At 62.0% G+C, this 25,856-nt stretch carries 27 protein-coding genes and 1 tRNA gene; 13 read left to right on the top strand and 15 right to left on the bottom strand.

The features are described 5' to 3' along the window. Positions 1-6: 6 nt before the first annotated feature. The 3 genes from R8L07_00445 to R8L07_00435 all read right to left on the bottom strand — a co-directional run bounded on the left by R8L07_00445 (position 7) and on the right by R8L07_00435 (position 2,427). Positions 7-468, bottom strand: a complete 462-nt coding sequence (locus tag R8L07_00445; GenBank protein MDW3203980.1) for a GAF domain-containing protein — start codon at positions 466-468, stop codon at positions 7-9. 8 nt (positions 469-476) lie between these two features. Further along, entirely contained in the window at positions 477-1,409 is a 933-nt protein-coding gene (locus tag R8L07_00440) for a dihydrodipicolinate synthase family protein (protein MDW3203979.1), read from the bottom strand. Between the two features lie 70 nt (positions 1,410-1,479). Further along, the gene (locus R8L07_00435; GenBank protein ID MDW3203978.1) at positions 1,480-2,427 is read right to left on the bottom strand and encodes a LysR family transcriptional regulator; all 948 of its coding nucleotides are present in this window, start codon (positions 2,425-2,427) and stop codon (positions 1,480-1,482) included. Positions 2,428-2,502: 75 nt separating this feature from the next. On the opposite strand from R8L07_00435, the gene R8L07_00430 reads away from it, so the two are divergent. The 6 genes from R8L07_00430 (at position 2,503) to R8L07_00405 (ending at position 8,136) form a co-directional block, all read left to right on the top strand. After that, positions 2,503-3,306, top strand: coding sequence for a phytanoyl-CoA dioxygenase family protein (locus R8L07_00430; protein MDW3203977.1), 804 nt, complete (start codon positions 2,503-2,505; stop codon positions 3,304-3,306). Positions 3,307-3,335: 29 nt separating this feature from the next. Continuing rightward, on the top strand, positions 3,336-4,553 hold the full coding sequence (locus tag R8L07_00425; protein MDW3203976.1) for a M24 family metallopeptidase: 1,218 nt from the start codon (positions 3,336-3,338) through the stop codon (positions 4,551-4,553). 18 nt (positions 4,554-4,571) lie between these two features. After that, on the top strand, positions 4,572-5,453 hold the full coding sequence (locus R8L07_00420; protein ID MDW3203975.1) for a hypothetical protein: 882 nt from the start codon (positions 4,572-4,574) through the stop codon (positions 5,451-5,453). A gap of 180 nt (positions 5,454-5,633) precedes the next feature. Then, entirely contained in the window at positions 5,634-6,731 is a 1,098-nt protein-coding gene (locus R8L07_00415; protein MDW3203974.1) for a twin-arginine translocation pathway signal protein, read from the top strand. A gap of 13 nt (positions 6,732-6,744) precedes the next feature. Beyond that, positions 6,745-7,212: a MarR family transcriptional regulator gene (locus R8L07_00410; protein ID MDW3203973.1), complete on the top strand. Its 468-nt coding sequence runs from the start codon at positions 6,745-6,747 to the stop codon at positions 7,210-7,212. Between the two features lie 78 nt (positions 7,213-7,290). Further along, the gene (locus R8L07_00405) at positions 7,291-8,136 is read left to right on the top strand and encodes a hypothetical protein (protein MDW3203972.1); all 846 of its coding nucleotides are present in this window, start codon (positions 7,291-7,293) and stop codon (positions 8,134-8,136) included. Here R8L07_00405 and R8L07_00400 read toward each other — a convergent pair. Beyond that, positions 8,121-9,335, bottom strand: coding sequence for an aminotransferase class V-fold PLP-dependent enzyme (locus tag R8L07_00400; protein MDW3203971.1), 1,215 nt, complete (start codon positions 9,333-9,335; stop codon positions 8,121-8,123). The two genes, R8L07_00405 and R8L07_00400, sit on opposite strands and share 16 nt — an antisense overlap. 90 nt (positions 9,336-9,425) lie before the next feature. Then, complete coding sequence (locus R8L07_00395; protein MDW3203970.1) at positions 9,426-10,169, bottom strand: transglycosylase SLT domain-containing protein; 744 nt, start codon at positions 10,167-10,169, stop codon at positions 9,426-9,428. Positions 10,170-10,330: 161 nt separating this feature from the next. Here R8L07_00395 and R8L07_00390 point away from each other — a divergent pair. After that, positions 10,331-10,405 (top strand) — tRNA-Val (locus tag R8L07_00390). Between the two features lie 63 nt (positions 10,406-10,468). On the opposite strand, the gene R8L07_00385 is transcribed toward R8L07_00390, so the two are convergent. The 6 genes from R8L07_00385 to R8L07_00360 all read right to left on the bottom strand — a co-directional run bounded on the left by R8L07_00385 (position 10,469) and on the right by R8L07_00360 (position 16,152). Continuing rightward, positions 10,469-11,737, bottom strand: a complete 1,269-nt coding sequence (locus R8L07_00385) for a caspase family protein (GenBank protein MDW3203969.1) — start codon at positions 11,735-11,737, stop codon at positions 10,469-10,471. 249 nt (positions 11,738-11,986) lie between these two features. Then, on the bottom strand, positions 11,987-12,967 hold the full coding sequence (locus tag R8L07_00380) for a dienelactone hydrolase family protein (protein ID MDW3203968.1): 981 nt from the start codon (positions 12,965-12,967) through the stop codon (positions 11,987-11,989). Positions 12,968-13,225: 258 nt separating this feature from the next. Beyond that, complete coding sequence (locus tag R8L07_00375; GenBank protein MDW3203967.1) at positions 13,226-14,149, bottom strand: DMT family transporter; 924 nt, start codon at positions 14,147-14,149, stop codon at positions 13,226-13,228. A 113-nt stretch (positions 14,150-14,262) separates the two neighbouring features. Next, the gene (locus tag R8L07_00370; protein MDW3203966.1) at positions 14,263-15,237 is read right to left on the bottom strand and encodes an aldo/keto reductase; all 975 of its coding nucleotides are present in this window, start codon (positions 15,235-15,237) and stop codon (positions 14,263-14,265) included. Positions 15,238-15,292: 55 nt separating this feature from the next. Further along, positions 15,293-15,784 carry a hypothetical protein gene (locus R8L07_00365; GenBank protein ID MDW3203965.1) on the bottom strand — a complete coding sequence of 164 codons (492 nt, stop codon included), beginning with the start codon at positions 15,782-15,784 and terminating at the stop codon, positions 15,293-15,295. A gap of 5 nt (positions 15,785-15,789) precedes the next feature. Then, positions 15,790-16,152: a cytochrome c gene (locus R8L07_00360; GenBank protein MDW3203964.1), complete on the bottom strand. Its 363-nt coding sequence runs from the start codon at positions 16,150-16,152 to the stop codon at positions 15,790-15,792. Positions 16,153-16,272: 120 nt separating this feature from the next. Here R8L07_00360 and R8L07_00355 point away from each other — a divergent pair, with 120 nt between their 5' ends. From R8L07_00355 to R8L07_00330, 6 genes are all read left to right on the top strand, one after another. After that, complete coding sequence (locus R8L07_00355; GenBank protein ID MDW3203963.1) at positions 16,273-18,321, top strand: EF-hand domain-containing protein; 2,049 nt, start codon at positions 16,273-16,275, stop codon at positions 18,319-18,321. 1 nt (position 18,322) lies between these two features. Next, positions 18,323-18,694: a VOC family protein gene (locus R8L07_00350; protein ID MDW3203962.1), complete on the top strand. Its 372-nt coding sequence runs from the start codon at positions 18,323-18,325 to the stop codon at positions 18,692-18,694. 85 nt (positions 18,695-18,779) lie between these two features. Next, a complete protein-coding gene (locus tag R8L07_00345; protein MDW3203961.1) occupies positions 18,780-19,307 on the top strand; it encodes a gamma carbonic anhydrase family protein in 528 nt (175 codons plus the stop codon). 90 nt (positions 19,308-19,397) lie between these two features. Further along, positions 19,398-20,750, top strand: a complete 1,353-nt coding sequence (locus R8L07_00340) for a S41 family peptidase (GenBank protein MDW3203960.1) — start codon at positions 19,398-19,400, stop codon at positions 20,748-20,750. 3 nt (positions 20,751-20,753) lie between these two features. Next, positions 20,754-21,269, top strand: coding sequence for a GNAT family N-acetyltransferase (locus R8L07_00335; GenBank protein MDW3203959.1), 516 nt, complete (start codon positions 20,754-20,756; stop codon positions 21,267-21,269). 104 nt (positions 21,270-21,373) lie between these two features. Further along, on the top strand, positions 21,374-21,754 hold the full coding sequence (locus R8L07_00330; protein ID MDW3203958.1) for a response regulator: 381 nt from the start codon (positions 21,374-21,376) through the stop codon (positions 21,752-21,754). 38 nt (positions 21,755-21,792) lie between these two features. On the opposite strand, the gene R8L07_00325 is transcribed toward R8L07_00330, so the two are convergent. The 4 genes from R8L07_00325 to R8L07_00310 all read right to left on the bottom strand — a co-directional run bounded on the left by R8L07_00325 (position 21,793) and on the right by R8L07_00310 (position 25,843). Continuing rightward, on the bottom strand, positions 21,793-22,338 hold the full coding sequence (locus R8L07_00325) for a hypothetical protein (GenBank protein ID MDW3203957.1): 546 nt from the start codon (positions 22,336-22,338) through the stop codon (positions 21,793-21,795). 163 nt (positions 22,339-22,501) lie between these two features. Continuing rightward, positions 22,502-23,356 (bottom strand): ABC transporter permease, encoded by an 855-nt coding sequence (locus R8L07_00320; protein ID MDW3203956.1) that lies wholly within the window; start codon positions 23,354-23,356, stop codon positions 22,502-22,504. A 5-nt stretch (positions 23,357-23,361) separates the two neighbouring features. Then, positions 23,362-24,633 (bottom strand): ABC transporter permease, encoded by a 1,272-nt coding sequence (locus R8L07_00315; GenBank protein ID MDW3203955.1) that lies wholly within the window; start codon positions 24,631-24,633, stop codon positions 23,362-23,364. A 115-nt stretch (positions 24,634-24,748) separates the two neighbouring features. Beyond that, positions 24,749-25,843, bottom strand: coding sequence for an extracellular solute-binding protein (locus R8L07_00310; protein MDW3203954.1), 1,095 nt, complete (start codon positions 25,841-25,843; stop codon positions 24,749-24,751). Positions 25,844-25,856 lie beyond the last annotated feature (13 nt).

Here is a 25,856-nt window from a genome sequence, read left to right as displayed (position 1 = left end):
CCCGGCCTACTGCGCCTTGGCGAACAGATCCCGCATCAGGGTTTCCAGCGCCGTGACGTCTTCCTGATCGAAGGCGTCGGGTTTGTCACTGTCGATGTCCAGAACCGCCAGCAGGTTTCCCTTCGCGTCGCGGACCGGCAGCACCAGTTCGGATCGGGTGCTCGACGCGCAGGCGATATGATCCTCGAACGCATCGACATCGGGGACCAGTTGAACCTCGCCGGTGCGGGCACAGGCACCACAAACACCGCGTGAGAACGGGATGGTCAGGCAGCCATGGCCGCCCTGATACGGTCCGATCTTCAAGATGTCGTTGCCGACATTGCGATAGAAGCCGACCCAGTCGAAACGATCGTCTTCCTGATACAACTCGCAGACAGTCGTCGCCATCAGGGCGATGGCGTCGGTTTCGCCCTCGGCCAGGGCGGTAATACGTTGCACCACTTCACGGTAACGGTTGCTTGTCATGGTCGGTCTCAGCCCAGCTTTCCATTGAAGTCGATGGAGAAATCCAGCTGGCGCAGCTGTTCCATCAGGGTTGCGGTCTTGTCGGCAGTCAGGCCCAAAAGTGGGGGGCGAACCGCCGCCCAGGCATCATCGCCGCTGAAACTGGCGACGGCCGCCTTCAGGGCCGGGATAGGCGCATAGCCCTGAAAGACCAGCCGGACAGCCTTCATCGCCTCGTTCGCCTTTTCGGCCGCGTCCATATCGCCCGCGGCATAGGCATCCAGAACGGCGCGAATGCCGGTCGGATTCACGTTGGCGGTCGCGCTGATGCACCCGGCGCCCCCATTTTTCAGGCCGTCAAGCAGCAGCAGTTCGGAACCGGGGAAGACATCAAAGTCCGGAACGTTATCCAGGATCGCCTTGGTGTTGTCCCAGTCGCCGGTGCTGTCCTTCAGGCCGACCACCGTCTGCGGAAAGGCGGCAACAAGGCGCTGGATCAGTGGCAGGGACCAACCGATCACGGCCTGCGGCGGGATGTGATACAGATAGATGCGTAGCCGGTCGTCGGCGACGATCCGGATCAGTTCCGCGACATAGGCGAACAACCCGTCCTCGCTGACACCCTTGAAATAGAAGGGGGGCAGTAGCAGGACACCGCCCGCGCCGAGTTCGACAGCCTGTTTGGTCAGCGCCGCGGTGTCGGCAAGGGAGCAGGTGCCCGTGCCCGGCATCAGCCTGTCGGCCGGCACCCCGGATGCGACCAAGGCTTCGGTCTGCCGCATCCGCTCCGAGATGGAAATGCTGTTGGCTTCGCTGGTCGTGCCGAAAATGGCCAGACCGTCGATCCCCGCGGAAAGCTGCCATTTGCACATCGCCTGAAAGCGTTCGGCGTCGACGCCGCCGTCGGCGCTGTTGGGCGAAAGGACCGGCGACAGAACGCCGGAGAACGAACCGCGGGCCATGGGGCGGCCTCCCTCTGGACAATGGTGAATTCCATCCGGACGTAAGCGTTAAACCGCCGACAGGGTGCGATCAAGCATGCGGCACCGTCGGGCTGACCCTTTCCGTTTGGGCCCAGTCCAGAACGGCAGCATGTGTTGCAGCAACCGCCGGGTGGTATCGCGATTGAATGTTTCGAACCAGAAGGACCTTTTCGGACGGCAAGGGGGTGTCGATCGGTAGGGCCACCAACGGTCGGCCATCATACGAGACACCATTGTTCGGCACGGTGTAGGTCAGGCTGATTCCGAAGCCATGGGCGACGAGGGCCCGCTGCAGTTCGTACTCGCTGACCCGTGCCGCGATGCGCGGTTCGACGCCGTGCCCTTTCAACAGGCTGATCATATGCTGGGCGCTGGTCGGCTGATCCAGCAGGATCAGGGCCTCACCCTGCAGGTCCTGCAGGGCGACCGTGTCGCGCACGGCCAGTGGATGATCGGAAGCGCATAGCAGATACGGCCGCGCCGAATAGAGGGAATGGGATTCCAGCCCTTCATCGAGGCCCAGATTGTATGTAATCGCCATGTCCGCATTGTCCTGCTGCAGTCGCGACGGGACTTCGTCCAGATCGACCTCAAGGAAACGCACGGTAATGCCGGGCAATTGCGATTCCAGATGCTTCAGAAGGCCGGGCAGGACATAGGGCCCCAACCCGCGATAGCAGCACAGCACGACCTGACCTCGCGGTGCCGCCGCGGGGTCTCCAAGCGAGGAGAAACTCTCTACCTGGGCCAGCAGGTTACGCGCCTCGGCCAGCACTGTCAGGCCGAACGAAGTCGGGGCGACGCCCTGTCCGGGATGGCGCGTGAAGATTCGATGCCCGAACAGGTCTTCAAGCGCCTGGATTGCGGCCGAGATCGCCGGCTGAGACACGTTCAGACGCCGTGCCGCCATCGACACATTTCCCGCATCCGCCGTCGCCACGGCATAGGCGATCTGCTTCAATGTGAGCGATCGGATTTTCTTATGAAGTATATCCATAAGTATTATTTCTACGGATAGGCGCAGACGGTGTAAAGCGGAGGGGTATCAAACGCATTTCTGAGGATCGACGTGATGGCAGCCTATCTGGATCAGGAAACGGTCGACGCTTTCGACCGCGACGGTGCGGCCGTGCTGCGCGGTGTCTTCCGCGACTGGGTGGACACGCTGCGCGCCGGCGTTGACCGCAATATCGAGGACCCTGCACCGGAGGCCCGCATCTATCACGACGAGGAGAAGGGCGGCACCTTCCTGAGCGACTACTGCAACTGGCAGCGCATTCCGCAATACCGGGACTTCATCTTCAATTCACCCGCCGCCGATGTCGGCGCGGAACTGATGGGATGCGAACAGGTCCAACTGTTCCACGAGCACGTTATCGTAAAACTGCCCAATACCGGCATTCCGACGCCCTGGCACCAGGATCAGCCCTATTACAGCGTTGAGGCCCCGCGCACAGTCAGCATCTGGGTGCCACTGGATCCGGTGCCGCGCGACCGGACGCTGGAATTCGTCGGTGGCTCGCACAAATGGGGCAAGTTCTTCCGGCCGCAGCGTTTCGACGGCTCGGCGCTGAATCCGGGGGACGGGTTGGAAGATATTCCGAACATCAACGATCATCGCGATGAATACGACATTCTCGGCTGGGCGCTGGAGCCGGGCGACGCGGTCGCCTTCGACTACCGTACCATTCACGGCGCCCCCGCGAACAACAGCGCCGATCAGAGCCGCCGCGCGTTTTCCCTGCGGCTGGTAGGCGGACCGGCGACCTTCATCCGGCCCGAAGGCCGTGTGACCTCGCCGCCTTTCCCGAATGTGACCCTGGCCAGCGGGGACCCGCTGTCCGGCCCGGACTTCCCTATCCTGCGCGGCGCCTGACGCCCGCCTCAAACCCTAGGAGAGTAGATATGGCCGACGATCTCGCGCGTCTGGTGACCTGGCATAATGGCGAAAAATCCTATTCCCCCTTCTCCGACGCGGAGATGGCGCGGCGGCAGAACGCTGTGCGTGACTGGATGGGACAGAACGATGTCGATGCCTGCCTGTTCACATCCTATCACTGCATCAACTACTACGCGGGCTTCGTTTACTGCTATTTCGGGCGCAAATACGGCTTCGTGATCGACCGGGACGGCGCGACCTCCATCTCCGCCGGGATCGACGGCGGGCAGCCGTGGCGCCGGACATTCGGGGACAACGTCACCTATACCGACTGGCGGAAGGATAACTATTTCCATGCCGTTCAGACCCTGACCCGGGGCGTGAAGCGGCTGGGTGTCGAGTTCGACCACATCACGCTGGACACGCAACGCCAGCTTCAGGACGCGCTGCCGGGCGTGGAACTGGTCGATGTCGGTCAGCCGTCCATGTGGATGCGCACGATCAAGTCGGAGGAAGAGCACGTCCTGATCCGCAAGGGCGCCCAGGTCGCCGATATCGGCGGCGTCGCAGTGGCAGAGGCCGTGGCGGCCGGCGTGCCGGAGCATGAGGTCGCCATCGCCGGAACGAATGCCATGATCCGAGAGATCGCCGCCTCCTATCCCTATGTCGAATTGATGGATACCTGGACCTGGTTCCAGTCGGGCATCAACACGGACGGGGCCCATAACCCGGTCACGAACCGGGTGGTTCAGGCGGGGGACATCCTGTCGCTGAACACGTTCCCGATGATCTTCGGCTACTACACGGCGCTGGAGCGGACCCTGTTCTGCGAACATGCCTCCGACGCGCATCTCGACCTGTGGGAAAAGAACGTTGCCGTCCACCGGCGTGGGCTGGACCTGATCAAACCCGGGGCGCGCTGCTGCGATATCGCGGCTGAACTGAATGAGATGTATCGAGGCTGGGACCTGCTGCAGTACCGGTCCTTCGGCTATGGCCACAGTTTCGGGGTGCTGAGCCACTATTACGGCCGCGAGGCGGGCGTCGAACTGCGCGAGGATATCGACACCGTCCTGCAGCCCGGCATGGTCGTGTCCATGGAACCGATGATCATGCTGCCCGAAGGTCTGCCCGGTGCTGGCGGATATCGCGAGCACGACATCCTGATCGTCACGGAAGACGGTGCCGACAACATCACCGGTTTCCCCTTCGGCCCGGAGCATAATATACTCCCGTCCAGATAGAAGGGTTATGGGGGGGACATGTCGGACGACACGATTAACACGTCGGGGCGCCTAACCGTTTTGGCGCCCCTCGGTTTTGCGATGCACGAGGCGTTCGGTTACGTCGGAACCTATTTCCGTGCGGCGCGGCTTCCGCTGGCGATTGTCTTCGTCCTGGCACTGCTCACGCCATTCCTGAGCCCTTACATTCTGGATCGGGAGCTGTTTACGATCGGTCACAGGGTTGGGTGGATTCCGACAGAGATGCGGGTCACGGTCCATACCCTGGTTTTCGAACTCGTCTTTCTACTGCCCATGACCCCAGCGTTGGCGATCTGGCTGCGGATGGGCGTCGAAGGCCGTGGTCAGGCACAACGGGAAACGTCGTTCCCATTCGGCGGCCGAGAAATCCGATTGTTGATCGCCTTAATCCTCACTGGTGTGGTTCTCTCGGTCGGTATGGCCTTGCTCGCGACCACCGTTTTCGATGGTGTTCGGGCGCTGGGCCGAGACGCGCAATGGTTGGCGGTTCCGGCGATGATCCTATCCCTCGCGGCCTTCGGGTATGTCTTGTCCCATTTCATCCCGGCGGTCGTTGGCTCCGCCTTGGGCGACCGAATCGGCATTGGCCGTTCCTGGCGTTTGGCGCGCGGTAGCGGCATCATTGTCGTTCTCGCCTTCATTATGTTCGTCATCGTCTGCCTTCTCATATTTGCACTGTTTGGGTTCGTGGTGACCGCGCTCGGCTTCCTGCTAGCGGATGTCCTTGGGTTAGGCTTCGGCTTTGACCCGTCATCGGGATCTTATTGGGCATACTTGATTTTCTTCACGGCCCTCGGTGTCTTCGTCGAGTTCTTCAGTACCTTGATGGGCTGTCTGTTCTTTGCCCGCATTTATCAATCGATGCGACCGGGCATGTGACGCGGCGATTCTGATCCTGGGCGGCGACGGACATTGTCGTCACGTCCCCTCCTGTTAGCCAGTTTGGGGACACAACCTCTTCAGGTTCGGTGGGGGAGTGCGCGGAAATCATATTGTTCTTGCCATTAAGTACGATATCGAACTATATAATACGAAATCGCACTAAATGGAGTTTGATCGATGCCCCTTTCCCGACGTAAGACCCTCGCCCTGATCGGGGGCGGTACCATTCTCGCAGCCGGCGGATGGGCCGGCCATGTCGCCACGCGGTCTCCGGATAAGGCGTTGGCGCCCTGGCGGGTAGCAGGGGGCTATGACGAGCCCCGCCGGTTTGCGCTGTCCTACGCGATCCTGGCACCCAACCCGCATAACCGTCAGCCGTGGCTGGCGGAACTGGTCGGTGACGACACGGTGATCATTCATCGTGACCGGACGCTGAACCTCCCGGAAACCGACCCCTATGACAGGCAATTGACCATCGGGATGGGCTGTTTCCTGGAAGGTCTGGACATCGCGGCGAGCGCCCGTGGCTTCAAGCTGGATACGACACTGTTTCCGGAGGGAGAGGATGGGCCGACCGCACGCGTCGTCTTTCAGCCAGGCGCGGAACGCAGCCCACTGTTCGACCACATGCTGGACCGACGTTCCTGCAAGGAACCGTTCGAAGACCGCGCAGTCCCGGAGGAGCTGGCCTTCGGACTTCAGGCGATGGCGGACATTGTCACGGATCCTGACACAGTCGCGGCATTGCGCGATCTGACCTGGAGGGCCTGGAAAGTGGAAGCCGGAACGCCCAGGACCCATCGCGAAAGTGTGGAACTGATGCGGCTTGGCAAGTCGGAGATCGAAGCCAATCCGGACGGTATCGATCTCGGCGGTGGCATGCTGGAACTCCTGATCACCTTCGGCATGCTGAGTCGGCAGGCACAGCTGGATCCGACATCGACGTCCTACCAGCAGGGCATTGCGATCTATCAGGAGATGCTGGCCGCCACGCCGGCCTATGCTGTCGTCACCACCAACGGGAACACGCGGGAGCATCAGATCGGCGCCGGACGGCAGTGGATGCGCCTCAATCTGGCGACGACGGGGTTGGGCCTGTCCCTCCATCCGGTCAGTCAGGCGCTTCAGGAATATCCCGAAATGTCGGAACACCGTCAGTCCGCCCATGACCTGCTGGCCGAACCAGGGCATACTGTTCAGATGATCGGAAGGCTGGGTTTCGGACCGGCCAAACCGCCCGCCCCGCGCTGGCCGCTGGAAAACAAGATTCTTTAGAGCAAGGTCCGGAATGGACGACGAAACGCGGCTCATTTACTTCGGATTCTTCAACGAGATCGGCATCCTTTCACAGTTGAGCCGCGCGGCGATGGAGGCGCGGCTCCCGGAGGGGCTGATGCTGCCGCATTTCTCTGTCCTGAACCATCTGACCAGGGTCCGGGATGGCCAGACGCCGAACACCCTGGCCAGGGCCTTTCAGGTGCCCAAGACGACGATGACCCATACCCTGACCGGTCTGGTGAAGCATGGCCTGGTCGAAATGCGGCCCAATCCAAAGGACGGCCGCAGCAAGCGGGTGTGGCTGACCGATCAGGGGCGCCGGTTTCGCGAGGAGGCCATTCGGGCGCTGGATCCCGACGTCCAGCGCCTGGCCACAGCCATCCCCCCCGACCGGATCGCCGTGCTTCTGCCGACCCTGGCCGAGGTCCGCACCTTCATGGATGAGGATCGCAGCCGCGACGACGATGCCGAAGAGTGAGGCGCGCGAATCGGTGGCCAAACCCCGCGACACCCCCTATATCCGTCGCGGGACATACAAGGACATGCAGAGGGAACCGTGAGCGAACCCGATACAGGTGGGGCAGGGACTTTCCCGACAAAGGACATCGTACTGGGCAGTTTCTCGCTGCCGTTCGGGCATTTCGGTCTGTTCCTGCGGTCGGCGTGGCTGTCGCTCGGCGCCTTTGTCGTGGCCAGCATGCTGGTTTCGACCATGATGTCGCCGCCGCCAGTGCCGCCGCCCGGCAATGAAATGGCCGATCTCATCTTGTATCTGACCGCCGTGGGCGGATTCTTCGAAGTTCTGGCTTTTGAGATACTCACCCTATTGGTGTTGCTGCCCGCGATCACGGTATGGATCCGACTGACCGTATACGGTCCGCCGGAGGACGGACGGTTTCCGCTCTTATCTCTCGGCGAGGCGGAACTTCAGTATCTCTTCGCGTACATCGTGGTGGTCGTGTTTTCGCTGGCGGCGATGATCGGGGTGCTAATTGCATCGACCCTGACGGTCAGTGTGCTGGCAGCGGTAATCGGTGCGGCGTCGGGAGGCACATTCCTTCAATTGGCAAGCGTTGTCGGCTCCGTTCTCGGCCTGGCGGCCTTTATCTATGTTTCGGCCCGGTTCGTTCCGGCACTTGGGGCGACGGCCCTGGGTCAGCCCTTCGCGATCAGAGCCGGCTGGGATGAGACCAAGGCGCAGGCCCGTCCGCTATTCTGGTCGCTCGTCAGCTTCGGCGGCACGCTCATGCTGGTTCAACTCGCCCTGTCCCTTGGATTCGCGATGTTGCTCCCGTCGGGTGTCGCGCCGCTCGGCGGCCTGATCAAGGCGCTGATCCAGGCGTTGGGTATCATGCTGGCCTGCGTTTATGTGGGCCGTGTCTACGCCTATTTCCGGACCTGAACGATCCCGGACACTGCGTTCAGCAGCGTGTCGATCTCGGCCTCGGTGTTGTAGACATGCGGGGAGGCGCGGACCATCGCCCTGATGCCGCTGTCCAGCGTCTCGGTCCGGGTCAGTTGGACGTCCGAGGCCGAGGTGTTGATCCGATGCTCCAGCCGCAGCCGGTTCACGATCTCCGCCGTGTCCACATCTGGATGTGAAAAGGTAACGATGCCGCTCTTCACCGTGCCGCGGTCATGGACCGTGATGCCCGGAATTTCCGCCAGACCGCGCCGCAGCCGGGTGGCAAGGCCGGTGACCCGATCCCAGATCCGGTCCGCGCCCAGCATGTTGGCATAGTCCAGCGCGACGCCCAGCCCGATCCGGCCGGCGATGTAGCTTTCCCAATTCTCGAAGCGGCGGGCGCTGTCCCAGACCTCGTAGCCGTCGATTTCCGTCCATCGGGCTGCGCGGTTGTCCAGGAAAGGCGGGTCCAGCCGCGCGATCCAGTCTTCACGCACCCACAGGAATCCTGTCCCGCGCGGACCGCGCAGATATTTGCGGCCGGTGGTGGACAGCATGGTACAGCCGATCCGTGCGACGTCGACCGGGTAATGGCCGACCGACTGGCAGGCATCCAGCAGATAGGGGATGCCGTGCTTCGCGGCTACGGTGCCGACGGCCTCGGCGGGGTTCACCAGACCGTCATTGGTCGGCATATGCGACAGGCAGATCAGCTTCACGCTGTCGTCCAGCAGCGCCTCCAGCCCGTCTGGATCGACTGCGCCGTCCGGTGTATCGGGCGCCAGCACGACCCGAATGCCGTGACGCTTTTCGGCATGCAGGAAGGCGATCATGTTGGAATTGTATTCCGACCTGGCGGTTACGACGGTGTCGCCGGGTTGCCAGTCGAACGCGTAGAAGACGGCGTCCCAGGCCCGGGTCGCGTTCTCCAGATAGGCAATCTCGTTGGGCTTGCCGCCGATCAGGCGCGCGGCGCTGTCATACAGGCTTTCCGCCTGGTCCCTGGCCAGATTGAACGCCTCGTAGCCGCCGATCGTCGCCTCGCGGGTGAGGTGGGCCTGAACGCTCTCCAGAACCGGGCGCGGCATCAGTCCGGCCCCGGCATTGTTCAGATGGATCAGCCCGCCGCCGCAGCCCGGTGTATCGGCGCGCAGCCCCTCGATATCCAGTTCATCCATGAAATCGCCCCGTCGCATCGTTTCTTCTGTTGTCAGGGACTTAAGACGATCCGAAGCGGGGCGGCAAGGCGCGGGGCATGCGTCGGCCGAGGCTGAGGACGCGATGGTTCAGAACTGGCTGCCGCCGTTCATGACCCGTGCCCGGGCCGCGGCTTCCATCTGCTTCTGGGCACGATAGTTGCGGGGCGGCCATTCCGCGGTGGAGATATAGGCGAATCCGCTGCTTTCCAGTCCGGTTTCCCGGCCGCCGACGGGCCGCCCCTTCTTCAGGGCGTCCCAGATCCGCATCACGCGCTCGCGATAGATTTCCTGCCGCTCCGGCTTGGTCGAGTGATATTCCTTCACCGCGCGGGTCCAGCTGTTTCGCTTGTGGCGCAGATGGGTCAGGAAGGTCGTCGCATAGGCAACGTTGTGAATCGGGTTGAACGCGTCTTCCAGGCTCGCGAAATTGTCGCCGTGATAATACAGGTTTACCTGCATGCAGCCGACATCGATGTTGGTGATGCCGCGCGCCTGCAGTTCCTTCACCTCGGCAATGGCGGCTGCCATGCTGGGCAGGTAGCGTCCCTTGCCTTCGGCCATGACGGTCCAGGGCCAGGCGATAAAGGCGTCATGGGCGTCGCTCCAGCGGCCGCTCTCGGTCAGGGAAATTGCCTGCAGCAGATGAACCGGAATGTTCCGGGCCCGCTCGGCATAGGCGATGGCGGCGGCGCAGGGGCCGGCGTCCTTGGTGGAGGGCGCGCCGGGCGCGATCGCGCCCGCCGGGGCGGCGGCAAGTTCTTCCGCCCGGGCCGACGGTCCGGAAATCAGCAGGGCGCCAAGCAGCGCCGCGACCAGGGAAACGCGCAACATCGAACCTCTCCCGTTCGATAGAACTTCTCTCTCACCCCAGGCGTAGCAAGGCCTGTGCCAGCTTTTGCCGGCCCCGATGTCGTTTCGATGAATTTTCCTGCGATCAAATGCTTGATGGACCCGGGAACCGGTGCTAAACACCGCGCCGTCCACAGAGACGCGGGCGCGTAGCTCAGTGGGAGAGCACTGTGTTGACATCGCAGGGGTCGCAAGTTCAATCCTTGCCGCGCCCACCATCGAAACCCCTAGGGAAACCTGGGGGTTTCGTCTTTTACGGATCGCAAGGAAGGAATCGGTCCCTACGGGCCGATGGCGCCTTTCAGCCAATAGGCGATCTTGCAGACCCCTCCGGCATAGATGACCCGCATTCGGACAAAGAGGTCCGCCCCCTGGACCTGCACGGTTTCGTGGGTTTCGCTGACCAGGGTCCCCTTGAACTTTACGCCGACGATGCCGTCCTCGATACGATACTGCACGATTCCGGTGGTATCCGGATGGAGCCAGAATCCCTTGCCGCTTTCCGGCTCCAGGGTGACCGATTGGAACCGGACTTCCGCACATTCGGTTTCGCTGCGCAGAATGGCGGGGTCGTAGGTTCCCGGTTTGAACCGGACAGGGCCGGTACGCGCGGTACGTGGTGGCGCGGATGCGGCGCCGGACAGGGCTGCAAGGCGGCTTTCGGCGATGCTGCGGAACAGCCCGTCCGGATATCGTGCCAGGTATTCCTCAAACAGGGCGGGATCGTCCTGAGCGGCGATGGAGCTCCAGAACACGGCCTCGGGCGATTGCGCCGCCACGTCGCCTGCGGCAGCGGCGGGAACGAAGGAGAAATTGCCGGTCAGGCTCGAGCTTTCCCAGGGCACCTGACGTTCGGCGGTATGTTCCATGACGTCGATCCGGGCGCGCTTGAAGACCTCCTCAATTGGCAGCCCGGGCAGGTTCATGGCCCGGGCCAGCGCGCGCGCATAGGGGCTGTAGCGCCCGGTACCGTCCGCCGCGACGGATCCCGGGGCGGTCGAGTAAGCGAGCAGCGTTCCCCGCGGTGCATCCATGCGCGCCAGCCCGGTTTCCGACGATCGGAAGCTGCGCGCATAGGGATTGTTCCGACAGGCGTCGAGAATGACGATGTTGAGCTGGGTCTCCGCATAGGCGATGGATTGCAGGATCTCGTCGGCGGCCACCGCTTCGATGGGGACGTCGCGTTCGTGTTCGATCTGCGCCTTTACCGGGATCAGATAATTGCGCCCCTGAATCTGAACGCCATGCCCGGCATAGAAGATCACATTGATGGTGTCGGGCCCGGCCTCGGCCAACGCCTCGCCGTAATCCAGCACGGCGCGCTTCAGGGCGCGCTGGTCCAGATCGGAATGGCGGGAAACAGTGAAGCCCAGGCTTTCCAGGGTGTCCCCGACCAGCCGCGCGTCATTCGGCGGGTTCTGCAAGGGGGCCGTGGCATAACTGCCATTGCCGATCACGAGCGCCATACGCGTTTCCGCCGCTGCGAAATCTGCAGCGACGATCAGGCCCATCATTATCCCTAACAGCATCGCCAACGGAGTACGGGCCATGGGGTATTCCCTCCCGAACGTTGCGATATTCTGAAAAGACAGTTTATCAGGTTATTCCGAAAGTATGAACCGTGTGGGAATCGGACAGGTTTGCGGGCGGCCACGACCAGAGCTTTCGTTGCCGATGATGGTTCCGGATTGAGCGGCGGATGCCGAACGGACAAGCCCCCTGGAGCTTTCCAGGGGGCTTTCCGGCGTCGGTTCCGACCGGGTGATGTCGGCCGGGACCGGCTCAGGGCGTCGTTACGTTCAGAAGGTGGCGCTCAGAAAAGATTTCAGATCCTGTCTGGCCTGGGCCGAAGCCTGCGAATTGCGACCTGAAGTGATGCCAATGGATCCGCAGTCGCTCAGGACGTCCTGACGCTGTTCCGCCGTGGAGGCGATCCGGCCCGTTCCGCGTTCCCGCGTCACGCCGTCTGCTCCGAAGGAGAAGTGACACTCACTCGGATTGAAGAAAGGTTCCCGTTCGACAGTCCACGATCCATCGAAGGAGTGATATGCCCCCTTGTAGATTTCCAGGGTCATGAGGGTGCCGTCCGGATCGGCATGTTCCTGCACCGTCTGACACTGGGAGGCGGGGGTGTAGTCGTCCAGACCGCCCAGCAGCATCTTCACAGGCGCCCCGGTCATCGTCGTGTCATCCGGCAGCAGCCCGCAATACGGATAGATCGGAACATGCGCGGCGAAACGTTCATTGCCGACGGCAAACCATTGCCTGACCTGTTCAAAGGATGAGTACAACGCGACCATGCCGCCCTTTGAAAAGCCCATCACGGCAACCCTGTTCCCGTCGATGCGCGGGTCGGAGCTGAGCAGATCCAGCCCCGCATAGGCATCCGCGAGCATCATCACCGCGGTTACCAGGGTCTGGTTCGCTTCCGTACTCCGAATGCCGCGCGCGCCATAGCTGTCGACGACCAGGGCGGCATAGCCTTCCCGGTTCAACATCGACGCATAGGCGTGTTCATGAACCGCGTCCACGCCTGCACTGTCATGCATGATGATCACGGCCGGGACCGGCGTTTCGGGATTTGCTCCGTCCGGGAAGGTCAGGGTGGCCGGAACGGTCACCTCGGGCGCGGATCCGTCGATCATGTTCACGAAGTCATAGGGGGATCGGCTTTCATAAAGAATGTCGCCGGTTTCCGTACCCGACAATTGCGTCAGGGCCGGGCCGGTCGGGGCGGACGCGGTCTGGCAGGACACAACCAGCGCGCATGCAATTGCCACAATGAGCGATCGGTCTGATGCGGGCCGCGCGGGCCCCTTCCATATCGAAATCATTTTAAAGCTCCCCCGTGATCCAGTTATGGTTTGCCGGTGCGTTTTCATATCTCCCCATACGAAAAGCGCCCGTTGGAGCATACTTTAACTTACGAATATGTTCCGGGGTAGTCGCTCGGGTCCTCTATTTGCCGCAGGGGCAGGTCGGCCAGGCAAGTATTGATCGTATTTGAAATGATCTGTTCCCGCGGAGCATGTGCAGGTTCATGTTCTGGCTTTGAAGCGCTCTGACAGGTAGATGCCGAACAGGACAAGGCAGAGTGCCACCGCGTGATAGAGGTGGAAGGCCTCCTGCAGAAACAGGACGGCCATTGCGGCGGCAAAAACCGGCACAAGGTTCACGAAGACGCCCGCGCGGCCGGGACCGATACGGTCGACGCCCTGAATGAAGAGGATCTGCGCGATGAAGGACGGGAAGAGCGTCACGAGACCGATCACCAGCCAGCCAAACGGCGTCGGCCATTGATGGTGACCCAGGGCCGCCTCGATGCCGGCGGCCGGCAGGGACAAGATGAAGGCCGCACCCGCCATGACCGCGAACATGCTCAACGGTGACACTTTCGGCCGGTTGCGCAGTGCGATGGCGTAGGCAGCATAGAGGAAGCAGGCGCAGAGCATCAGCAGATCGCCCGGATTGAACTGAAGCGCCAGCAGACGGTCCACACTGCCGCCGCTGCTGACCGTGATGACGCCGGTGAGGGTCACGACGACGCCCAGCCCCTGCAACGGCCGCACCCCGACCCTGTGAAAGACGATGCTGCCGATCAGGACGAAGATCGGGATCGTGCCCTGAAGAATGCCAATGTTCAGGGCGGTTGTGCCATGGGCCGCCAGATAGAACAGCGCATTGAACCCCGTGAAGCCTGTCGCGCCCAGCAGGGCCAGAAACGGCAGGTGGTGTTTCAGGACGTGCCAGTCCCGCCGCAATGTCGGCAACAGGAAGACGCAGCACAGGATCAGCACACCGGCCCACCGGGCGAGCACGACCATCATGGGAGAGACTTCTCCCACCGCAAGCCGGCCGAGCACCGCATTCCCGGCCCAGCACAGCGAGGTCACGGCAAGGAAAAGATAGGCTTCCGCCGTTTGCCGCCGGTCATCCTGCGCTGTGGTGGCATTGTCGCTCACGCATATCCCTTTCAGTAGAGACCAAAGGTTTCACCACGCCGCCACTGTCATGGCAATGCGGCGGCGTCGGACCGCTGAGCACAGGAGTTATGACCGCGGGCGCGCGGCCCGGATCAGAGTTCTTCGTCCCGGTCGACGGGGGAGGGTGGTCGGCGCGTCAGGCCGGCGATTTCCCGCCACAGATCGTCGGACATTGGAACATCGACCGAGGCCAGCGAGGCCTGAAGCTGCGCGACGGACCGGGCGCCGATAATCGGGCAGGTGACCGCCGGATGATGCCCGGCCCAGGCAACGGCCAGGCTGACCGGATGGACACCGATCCCGTCGGCAAAGGCCGTGAATTTTGCTGCGGTTTCGTAGTAGTAGGGGTCCGCATAGCGCTGCGCATACATGTCATTCGCCGTCAGCCGCGACCCGTCCGGGCGGGCGCCGTCGCGATACTTGCCGGTCAGCAAGCCGCCGGCATTCGGTCCGTAGGTGATGACGCCCAGGCCTTCCTCTGCCGCCTGCGGCAGAATTTCGACCTCGGACTGACGCTTCAGCAGGTTGTACATCGGCTGGATGATGTCGAACCGGGCCCAATTGTTGCGATCCTGAATGCCCAGGGACTTTGCCATCTGCCAGGCGGTGTAGTTGCTGGCGCCGATATGGATGACCTTGCCGGATCGGACGAGATCCTCCAGCGTCCGCAGGCTCTCCTCGATCGGTGTCTTGGGGTCCCAGCGGTGCAGGAACAGGATGTCCAGTCGGTCGGTGCCGAGCCGTTTAAGACTGTCCTCGACGGCTTTCAGGATATGCCGGCGATTGGCGCCACCGCGATTGGGATCGCTGCCGTCCCCCAGGACCGAGGCACATTTCGACGTCAGTACGATCCGGTCGCGTTCCGGGCGGATCAGATCGCCCAGGATCTCCTCCGCCTTGCCGCCATTGTAGACATCGGCGCAATCGAAGAAGTCGATTCCGGCATCGCGACAGGCCGCGTACAGCTTTCTGGATTCGGCTTCGTCTGCATCGCCGCCGAAGGACATCGTGCCGAAGCAGAGTTGCGAGACTTCGAGGCCGGTACGGCCGAGCCGAACGGATTTCATTGCATTCTCCTTGGATGAAAAAGGCGCGTTGGAGGCGCGCCGCCGGGACGAGGCGTCAGCCCCCGGCATCCTCCGCGATCTTGATCAGGGCCATGATATCGTCGCGCTGACCGTATTCCTGCATCAAGCGCTGGCGTGTCGTACGGTCGGTAATCGGCGGCCGGTCCAGTCGCGCGCCGGCCTTGACCAGCATCACGACCCATTCGGCGCGTTTCGGTACTTCCCAACGGTCCCAGGAAATGACGGAGGCCAGCATATCGCCCTCCATGCCGCCGATGGCGGGATGGGCGCCCATGCTGATATAGCGGGTTGCCAGTTCCGGGCAGTCCTTGAAATACGCGGAATAGAGCGGCGTCCACACGGAGCGCCCCCGAATCTGGCGGACCGATTTGATATCGGCACCGCTATACGCTTTCCGCAGATCCTCGCATGTCGCGCAGATGTCGGGGTTCTTTTCGTTGCATTCCAGCGCCGCGGCGTCCTTGGGGCCGGTCAGCACCGACAATCCCAGTAACAGTCCCGCGGCGGCGATCGTTGCATGGCGCATGTCGGTCACCGCACCGGCGTGCAGCGCTCGGGATCCGGCAGCAGCGGCTGCTCCGAACCCTGGCATGCATAGAAGGCGGCAAGGTCACGAATGGTCTGACCGTCCAGACGACCGGCATAGACCTCCATGAATTTATGCGGGCGCCGCCCGTCGCGGAAATTCTGCAGCTGATTGACGAGATAGGTTTCGTACTGACCGTCAATGCGCGGAACGCCGGGTGTCTTCATGCGCCCTTTTCCATCCGGGCCATGACATTGCGGACATTTCATCTCCTCCATCAGCGAGCGGCCCCGCGCGGGGTCGCCCGAGATGTCCTGGGCCTGGGCGGCTGTCGCCGCGAACAGGACCGGCGCGGCAAGCGCGATCATGAATCGTTTCATCATGTTGAAAAGATAAAATACTTTGCATTTTCGGGCAACGATCACGGACATGCCGCCTCGCGAAGAATGTGTTAAACGGTTAATGCGTGATAGGGGAGGTACCGGCGCATGGGGGAAGAACGTACGGAACTGAAGGTTAAGACCGGGAAGGATGTTGCATCGCAACTGCGTGACATCGAAACACGGTTCAAGGCCATCGCCGGGAATGACGAGAGGATCGATTGCGCCGAACTGCAGGCAGGTCTGGGACTGAATGATGCGGAATACGCCGCCCGAATCTTTGCGCTGGTCGATCGCGACGCCAGCGGCACCGTCACGCTCTGGGAGTTCATAGAGTTTGCGAAGATCCTGATCGACGGATCGCCGGACGAGAAACTGCGGATCGTCTTCGATCTGCATGACCTGAATGGTGATGGGACCATCGACCTTCAGGAACTGACGCATATCCTGGACCGCAGTCTCAACGAGCACCGGCTGGAAATTCCGCCGGAGAAACTCGACGCGCTGAGCGACGCACTTTTCCGTTCGGTGGACACCGATGGCAGCGGCTCGATCAGCTTCGCCGAATTCAAGGCCACCATCGACGCTCACCCGGCCCTCAAGGAGCAGATGGTGGCCAGTGCGTCGACCTGGCTGAAACTGCCGCAGCGCATTCCAAGCGATCGCCGCAAGGGGGGCAGGGCCCTACAGGCGCTGGCCGACCTTGCGGAGCGCCTGTGGGACAATGACCGGCCCTGGCTGGTGCTGCTACTGCTCTATGCGATCGGCAATGTCTGGATGTTCCGACAGGGGGCCCTGGCGGAACAGGCGCTCGGCTCTGACATCTTTACAGTGACGGCCCAGGGGGCGGCCGAGGCCCTGAAACTGAACGGCGCGGTGATTTTGGTCAGCATGCTGCGCCACTCGCTGACCTTCCTGCGAAGGACGGCGGTCGGCCCCTATCTGCCGCTCGATCGCGCCATCGACTTTCACAAGGTGGTCGGCCACGTTTCCTTCATCCTGGCCCTGGTGCATGTCGGGGGCTACATCGCGACCTACGAATCCATGGTCGACCCGGATTTCTTCACCCGGGACCTGATCTATGGTGAGCTGTTCGCCAGCCAGGTCGGCTGGTCCGGTCTGACCCTCATCGGAATATTCTTGGTTGTCTGGGTCTGCTCGCTCAGCTTCGTCCGCAGGTTGGGACTGTTCGAGCTGTTCTATGTCACGCACCGACTGTTCTGGCTCTGGTTCGCATTCTTTCTGATCCATGTTCCGGATTTCTGGATGTGGGTCGTGGTGCCGGGCGCGATCTTCCTGATCGAGCAGGCGGTGCGCCTGATGCGAGGGCGTCGCCCGTCGGAGCTCAGCACCCTGGATGCCATGCCCTCGGATGTGACCCGGCTGAGAATGGCACGGCCGGAGTGGTTCGAATACGAGGCAGGGGAGTATGTCTTTCTGAAGCATCCGGCGATCTCCCGGCGTGAATGGCACCCTTTCACCGTGACCTCCAATCCGGAAGACAAGGAAAACCTGGAGCTTCATGTTCGCAGTGTCGGCACATGGACCCGGCGCCTGAACCGAATTGCGTCGCGCGATCCCGGTGACCGCCCTGAGCACTGGCGTAAGGTGTTCCTTGACGGTCCATACGGGTCCCCCGCGTCCGACATCTTCGACAGCCGGGTTCCGGTACTGATCGGCGCGGGGATCGGGGTCACACCCTTTGCCTCGATCCTGCGATCCATCCTGCACCGCCGTCGGGCGGCCGATCCCGGCACGATGGACCTGCAAAAGGTCTACTTCATCTGGATGAACCGTGATCAGCAGGCCTTTGAATGGTTCATTCACCTGATGGCGGAGTTGGAGGACGATCCGGAAACCCGGGATCTGATTGATCTGAGGGTCTATCTGACGGGGTTGCGGGCGGAACTGACGTCGGCAAGCCTGACAGTCGCCATGGAAGTCTACCACCGCGAGACCGGACGCGACCTTCTGACCGGGCTGCATGCGCCGACCCGCCTGTCGCGCCCGAACTGGCGGGACGTGTTCACGGAGATCCGCGCCGCCCACCCGAATACCGATGTCGACGTCTTCTACTGCGGACCGGAAGGACTGTCCCGTATACTGGCGCGGGAAAGCGGGCGGGTCGATTTCGGCTACAAGAAGGAAAACTTCTGACATGCCCCTGCGCCGGCTGGACCATGTCAATCTCCGCACCGCACGGCTGGAACGGATGGTCGACTTCTATACCAGGGTGCTCGGACTGACGCAGGGGCGGCGCCCGTCCTTCGATTTTCCCGGTGCATGGCTTTATTGCGACGGGGCGCCCATCGTACATCTGGTCGGCGTGGACGCCCCACCATCGCCATATCGGCGCGATCAGCAACTGGAGCATTTCGCGATTGCCGCCGACGACATGGCGGGTTTCCTGGCGACGCTGGAAGCTGAAGGGATCGCCTACCATGCGGTTGATCTGCCGGATATGCCAATTACCCAGATCAATCTCAGCGATCCGGACGGCAATCATCTGCATGTCGATTTTCGACGGTAGCCCGCCTTCGCCTTGTTATTGCGGGACCGGCACCCTTAGTCTAGGGACCTGACCTTTCGCACACAGCAATCGGGCCCAGCCGTTCATGTCCGCCACGCCGATTATCGTTTCGTTTCAAGGTAAGTCTCCGAAGATCGATCCCACCGCCTATATTGCGCCGGGCGCCGTCCTGGTCGGTGACGTCACCGTCCACGCCCATGCCAGTGTCTGGTTCGGCGCAGTGCTGCGCGGCGACGATCACCATATCGTCGTGGGGGAAGGGGCCAACGTTCAGGACGGGACGGTCATCCACGTCACGCTGGACACCGGGCCAACGGTGATTGGAAAGGACGTCACGATCGGCCACGGCGCACGGCTGCACGGCTGCACGCTGGAGGACAAATGCCTCGTCGGAATCGGTGCGATTGTCCTGGACGGCGCCGTGGTTCGAACCCGCGCCTTCGTTGCGGCAGGTGCCATGGTCACCCCCAACAAGATTGTGCCCAGCGGGGAATTGTGGGGCGGCAATCCGGCGCGGAAACTCCGCGACCTGCGGCCCGAGGACGAGGAATTCCTGGATTTTGATGCAGAACACTATCGGCGCCGCGCACGGGAGTTTCTGGCAGGTGACTGACCGCATATCTTGGCAGGGCAATTGCTTATCCCCCGCTCCGAGGGCAGTGTCGATTGCTGCCGTACCAAACAAGGGATCGATTGGCGGACAATGTCGAATTCGACTATCCTTTTCTACATGAAGCGCGGAACGAAGCTCCTGATTGCCGCCGGTCTGGCATGCGCCGTAGCGGTGGCCTGTGCGGTCACGGCGGATATCTCATCGCCGCAAGCCCGGGATGCCGCCAGCAAGATCGAGCAGGCGTTGAACGATTATCGTGGCGGCCGACCGGGTCCCAGCGATCCGGGCATTGCGGATTCCAGATTGTTCGCGCAGGCCTATCAGCGGGTTCAGACAAGCTATGTACGCCCGGTCGAGGACGATTCCCTGGTGCTGGCCGCCCAGAACGGCATGCGCGAAGCCTACCCGGACCCGGCGGTTGCGACGGATTCCCAGCTGATAGAAGCCGCGATCAACGGCATGATGCATTCGCTGGACGATTATTCCGTCTATCTGGACAAGGCCGGTTATTCCAAACTTCATCAGGAAATCAACGGCAGCTTCGGCGGCCTTGGAATCGAGATCAAGAAGGATCCGACCGGTCTGGAAGTGATCTCGCCAATCGATGGCACGCCTGCGATGCGCGCCGGACTTCAACCCGGTGACCGGCTGACCCATGCCGATGGCAGCCCTCTGGCCGATCTGACATTGCGGGAGGCGGTGGAATTGCTGCGCGGCGCGCCCGGGACGACTGTGACCGTCACGGTGTCACGCAACGGCGTGCCGGATTTTGACGTGCCGCTGACCCGGGAAGTGATCCGAATCCAGCGGGTTCGTGCGCGGTTGGAGGACGGGATCGCCTATCTGCGGATCACCCATTTCGTGCGCGATACCGGCCTGGCCCTGCGGCGCGAGATGGTGCGCCTGAAAGAAGAGGCCGGTCCGGGCGGCCTCAAGGGCTATGTCGTCGATCTGCGCAGTAATCCCGGCGGTCTGCTGGAGGAAAGCATCGACGTCGCCGGGGCCTTCCTGAGCGGCGGTATGGTGGTGTCGACGCGCGGTCGGAAGACCTCTCAGGAGTTTCGTGCCGATCTGGCGGACCCCAGCGAGGGGCTGCCGGTGGTCGTCCTGATCAACCAGGGTTCCGCCAGTGCATCGGAAATCGTAGCCGGCGCGATCAAGTATCGTGATCGGGGGCTCGTCGTCGGCGAGAAGAGTTATGGCAAGGGGTCCGTTCAGACCACGTTCGAGTTTCACGGCGGCGGTGGGCTGAAGCTGACAACCGCGCTGTACTATACGCCGAGCGGCAAGACCGTCGAAGGCGGGATCACGCCGAATGTCGATGCCGTGGATGATCCGGAAACGGAAGAGGTCGACGAAGCGCTTCAGGTCGCACTCGACCTCGTGCGGAATGCCGGGGGCAGTCACTCCGTTCTGTGGAACAGCGGCACTTTCAAGAACTAGGGCGTGGGGGAAGCGCAGGCTTTGACGGATAGGCGCGTATACCCCGCAGGCCCGGGCGATATGGCAAAGATCGCCGATCTGGTTCGGGAAATGCTTGAATACCACGGCAGCGCGGTTCCGCTCGAGGGCGATGCCTTTGCGGAGGCGCTGGAACGGGACGGTCCTGCCGGTAGCGGGGCCTATCGCTGCCTCATTGTGGAGGATAGCGACGGCCGGCCTGCTGGATTTGCCATGTATTCAACGGTTTACGAGGCGGCCTTTGCCGGCAACGGCATATTTCTGCGCGACATCTATGTCACCGAACGTGCCCGCGGGCAGGGTTTGGGCAAGGCGCTGATGATAGCGCTGGCGCAGGAATGTCGTCGGGACGGCATCCGCCGGATCGACTGGCACGCCGCACGGCTGGACCTGGATGCCAGGACATTCTACGAGATGATGGCGCCGGATAGCTTTCGCCTGAACCGTCTCAGCTATCGGATTGAGGGTGACGAAATTGCTGCATTGGCGGCAAAAGGCTGAAGCGCAATTTGTTTGTGTTTCATTAAGAATAATTTGAGACAGTGGCAATCGATCGCCGAGCGGGTGGTCGGCAAAGCTCAGAATCAACACGAAACAAGCTGCTTATGCGCCCACCGATCCTTATCGTTGAAGACAATGAAGTGAATATGCGGTTGTTCACCGATCTGCTCAGTGCGCTCGGTTATGTCGTCTATCAGGCCGGGGATGCGGAAACGGCGTTGGAACTTCTGAAATCCGTAAGGCCCGGAGCCATTGTGATGGACATCCAGTTGCCGGGGATGTCCGGTGAGGAATGCACCCGCGCGATCAAGGCCGATCCTGACCTGATGGAAATTCCGATTATCGCCGTGACGGCCTTCGCCATGGCAGGGGACGAAGAGAGGTTTCTCGAGGCGGGATGCGACGACTACATGTCGAAGCCGATCAACGTGCCGTTATTCGCTGAAACCATCGCACGGCATTATCAGGACGTGCAGGCGAACTGACCGAGGGCTCCGGACCAGGGCGCTAAAACAGACAGGTGCTAGACCGTCGCGCCCAGTTCCTCCAACGCCGATTCCAGCCATTCCAGACGTCTATTGGACAGTTCGACGTCGAATCGGACCCAATCCGCCACCGCAGAATGATCGTACTCCTTGGCCAGATCCGCCGCGCGCGCCCGTTCCGTCCGGACGATATCGCATAGCAGATCGAGCTGATCCTCCTGAGAGTCCGGCGGCAGCAGCTTCAGGAAGCGAAGTTTCAGGAGGAGGACGAGCCGACCGACATCGTTGATCGGTGCGCGCAGCTGGGCGCTCATCAGTTCATGGAACATGGCCCGGCCGTGAGCCGTGATGCGCAACAGGGTCTTCTCGTCTTCCGCCGGCTCCTCAATGGCGTCCGCCAGCCCTTCGATCCGAAGCAGCTCCAGCGAAGATCCCAGGAGATCCAGACTGGGCCCGACGATCCGCTGTGTGAAGAAACGGATTTCCGTCGCCAGTTCACCGTATCGGCGGTCCTGCTCCATCAGGGCACCGAGCGCCAACAGGCGAACGGCTTCCCCCGGTACCAGACTTCTATCGTGAAACATTCGGGTTTCCCGGTTCAAGACATGCGAACGGTTCGCAGTAGAGATAGGGTGTTTGCACGCCTAAATCCATACTCCAATTGCCGGGTCATGTGGCCCCTTCGCAAAAAAAAAAAGGCCCGAACTGGGTCCGGGCCTGTTTCAGGTCGGTGTTTTCCGACCTCGGTCAGCCCGGGGACAGACCACGCAGACGCTCTGCGCGCCGGCGCAGCAGTTCCAGCGTGGTCAGCAGTATGATGGATATCGTGACCAGAACCGTCGCGACCGCAAGAATGGTCGGTGAAATCTGCTCCCGCAGGCCGGTGAACATCTGCCAGGGCAGAGTCTTCTGCGATGCGGAGCCGACGAAGAGCACGACCACGACCTCGTCGAAGGAGGTGATGAAGGCGAACAGCCCGCCGGAGATCACGCCCGGCATGATCAGCGGCATCTGTACCTTGAAGAAGGTGGTCACCGGGTTTGCACCCATGCTCGCCGCCGCGCGCACCAGGCTCTTGTCGAAGCCGACCAGGGTGGCAGTCACCGTGATGATGACGAAGGGCGTTCCCAGCGCCGCATGGGCCAGGACGACCCCCCAATAGGTGCCCTGCATGCCGATGCGGGAATAGAAGAAGTACATTCCCGCCGCCGATATGATCAGCGGCACGATCATCGGCGAAATCAGGATCGCCATGATGGTTCCGCGGAAGGGCACATGGCTCTGCGACAGTCCGATCGCGGCCAGCGTCCCCAGACCGGTGGAGAGCAGGGTCGCCATCGGCGCGATGGAGACCGAGTTCCGCAGCGCCTGCTGCCAGTCCGGATTGGTGAAGAAATCCCGGTAGTGCTTCAGCGAATAGCCTTCCGGGTCCAGGGCCAGCATTTCCTTGGTAAAGGTGAAGAAGTCGCTGGCGTTGAAGCTGAGCGGGATGATCACCAGGATCGGAATAATCAGGAACAGGAAGATCATCGCGCAGATGAAACGGAACCCGTAGTACCAGGCGATCTGCAGATTGGATGCATAAGGAGGCAGTGCGGACATCGTTCTTACCCCAGTTTCACGTTGTCGATGCCCACGATCCGGTCGTAGAGCCAGTAGAAGATAAGGATCAGCCCCAGCAGCATCACGCCGAGTGCGGCCGCCAGCCCCCAGTTCAGGGACGAGGAGATGTGATAGGCGATCCTGTTCGAGATGAAGATCCCGGACGTTCCACCGACCAGTTCGGGCGTGATGTAGTAGCCGATGGCCAGAATGAAGACCAGGACGGCGCCGGCGCCGATCCCGGGGACGGTATTCGGGAAGTAGACCTTCCAGAAGGCGGTCCAGTCATTCGCCCCCAGCGACTTCGCGGCCCGGACATAGGATGGCGACACCGTCTTCATCACCGAATAGAGCGGCAGGATCATGAAGGGCAGCAGAATGTGGGTCATCGCCACGATGGTACCGATCTGGTTGTACATCAGTTCCAGACGGCCCTGATCGTCGAGAATGCCCAGCGTGACAAGGGTGTCGTTGATGACGCCCTCCTGCTGCAGCAGCACGATCCAGGATGAGGTCCGGACCAGCAGCGAGGTCCAGAACGGCAGCAGGACCAGGATCATCAGGATGTTCGACGTGCGCAGCGGCAGGTTGGCCAGCAGGAAGGCGACCGGATAGCCGAGCAGGATGCAGGACAACGTGATGACCACGGACAGAACGAGGGTCCGCCACAACAGGGTCAGATAGATCCGTTCGAAATCATCCTTCATCTGGATGCCGTCGGGGCCGGTTTCCATGTCGACGGCGGACAGGAAGTAGCTGGACGTATAGTGGCCGGACAGCCGCTTGATCGTCTGCCAGACTTCCGGATCCCCCCATTCTTCCTCCGCTTCGATGAACTGCGGCTTGATGGGCATGGATTCGTCGACGGTACGCATCGGCTTGCGCAGCTTGCGGAACAGGCTGGCGATGCCGGCGGTATCATAATTCAGGCGGGAACCCAGCTTGGTGTGGTTCTTCTCCGCCGTGGCGATTTTCATGTCTTCGTAGAAAGCTGCGAAGACTTCCTCGCCCGGCGCTTCGCCGCTGGTCTCGTCCCAGCTCTCCAGGGCCACCACCGTACGCGGCATGGTGTCCGGCACGATGCTGTTTTCCACGGATCGCAGCAACATGTCGCCGATCGGCGCTATGAAGCTGATCAGGATAAAGGCCAGGAGCGGCAGGATCAGCAGAAAGGCGCGGATTTTCTGGCGGCGCAGGGCGCGTGCGAGACTCACCTTCAGAGGTGTGCCGTCCGCGGCCAGCATCGGTCCGCTGTCATTCTCGGTCGTCGTGCTCATCGCTTTGTCATCCCCCTCGCGCTGACCGCTACCCGTACGCTCGACAAAATCTGTAAATCAAAGGAACAAAACCCGGGGACGGGCGTGCCCGCCCCCGGAAGAAAGACATCGGTTCTTACTGAACCAGCCACGCCTGGAATTTGGCGTCGATGTCGTCACGGTTATCCGCCCAGAACTCGTAGTTATAGAGCAGGGTGGTCTTCGCGTTGTTCGGGTCCGTCGGCATGTGCGGCGCCATGTCGATGCCCAGATCGGCGTGCTTGCCGACCAGCGGAGCCGAGGACTTACGGGCCGGACCGTACGAGATGTACTTGGCCTGATCCGCCAGACGCTGCGTGTCCGTGGCGAAGTAGATGTAGTCCAGCGCGCGGGCCTTGCGCTCGTCGCTCAGGCCGGCCGGGATGATCCAGCCGTCGAGGTCGAACACCTGCCAGTCCCACAGCATGGCCACCGGCTGCTTCTGCTCTTCGATGACGGAGAACAGACGGCCGTTGTAGGTGGAACCGATCACGGCTTCACCATCGGCGAGGCGCTGCGGGGTTTCCGCACCGGCCGACCACCAGATGATGTCGTCGCGGATCGTGTCCAGCTTGGCCAGCGCCTGGGCGACGCCTTCGTCCGTGCCGAGAACTTCATAAACGTCTTCCGGCGCAACACCGTCGCAGAGCAGAGCCCATTCGACGTTGTTGATCGGACGCTTTTCCAGGCTGCGCTTGCCCGGGAAGGTCGCGGTGTCGAAGATGTCGCAGACGTCGTCCGGCGTCTTGCCGCCCCACGCTTCGACATCGGTGCGATAGCCGAACGTGGTGGAGTAGACGATCTGCGGGATGAAGCACTCGGAGACCAGCAGGTCGCCGAAGTCTTCGGAGGCCGGCGTTCCATCCGGCGCGGGCGCCAGATGCTCATCCGGGTTGATCTCCATGGCCAGGCCTTCGTCGCAAAGACGGATGGCGTCGGATGCGACGACGTCCACGACGTCCCAGGTCACGTTGCCGGCTTCGTCCATGGCGCGCAGCTTGGCTACGGCCTCGGCGGAGCTTTCGTCGTTGACGATGGTGACGTCCGGATTCTTTGCCATATACGGATCATGGTAGGCTTTCTGCTGCGAGGCAGAATATGCGCCGCCCCAGGAGACGATCGTCATCTCGTCTGCCTGCGCCGCGGTCGCCACGAGCATCGTGGCAGCGGCTGCGGTGGCAAGGGTATGCATGGATTTCATGACG

The organism is Alphaproteobacteria bacterium (assembly GCA_033344895.1).
GTDB lineage: Bacteria > Pseudomonadota > Alphaproteobacteria > UBA8366 > Aestuariispiraceae > Pacificispira.
Note: the sequence above shows the minus strand (reverse complement) of the source record. Positions and strands in the feature narration are given on the sequence as shown.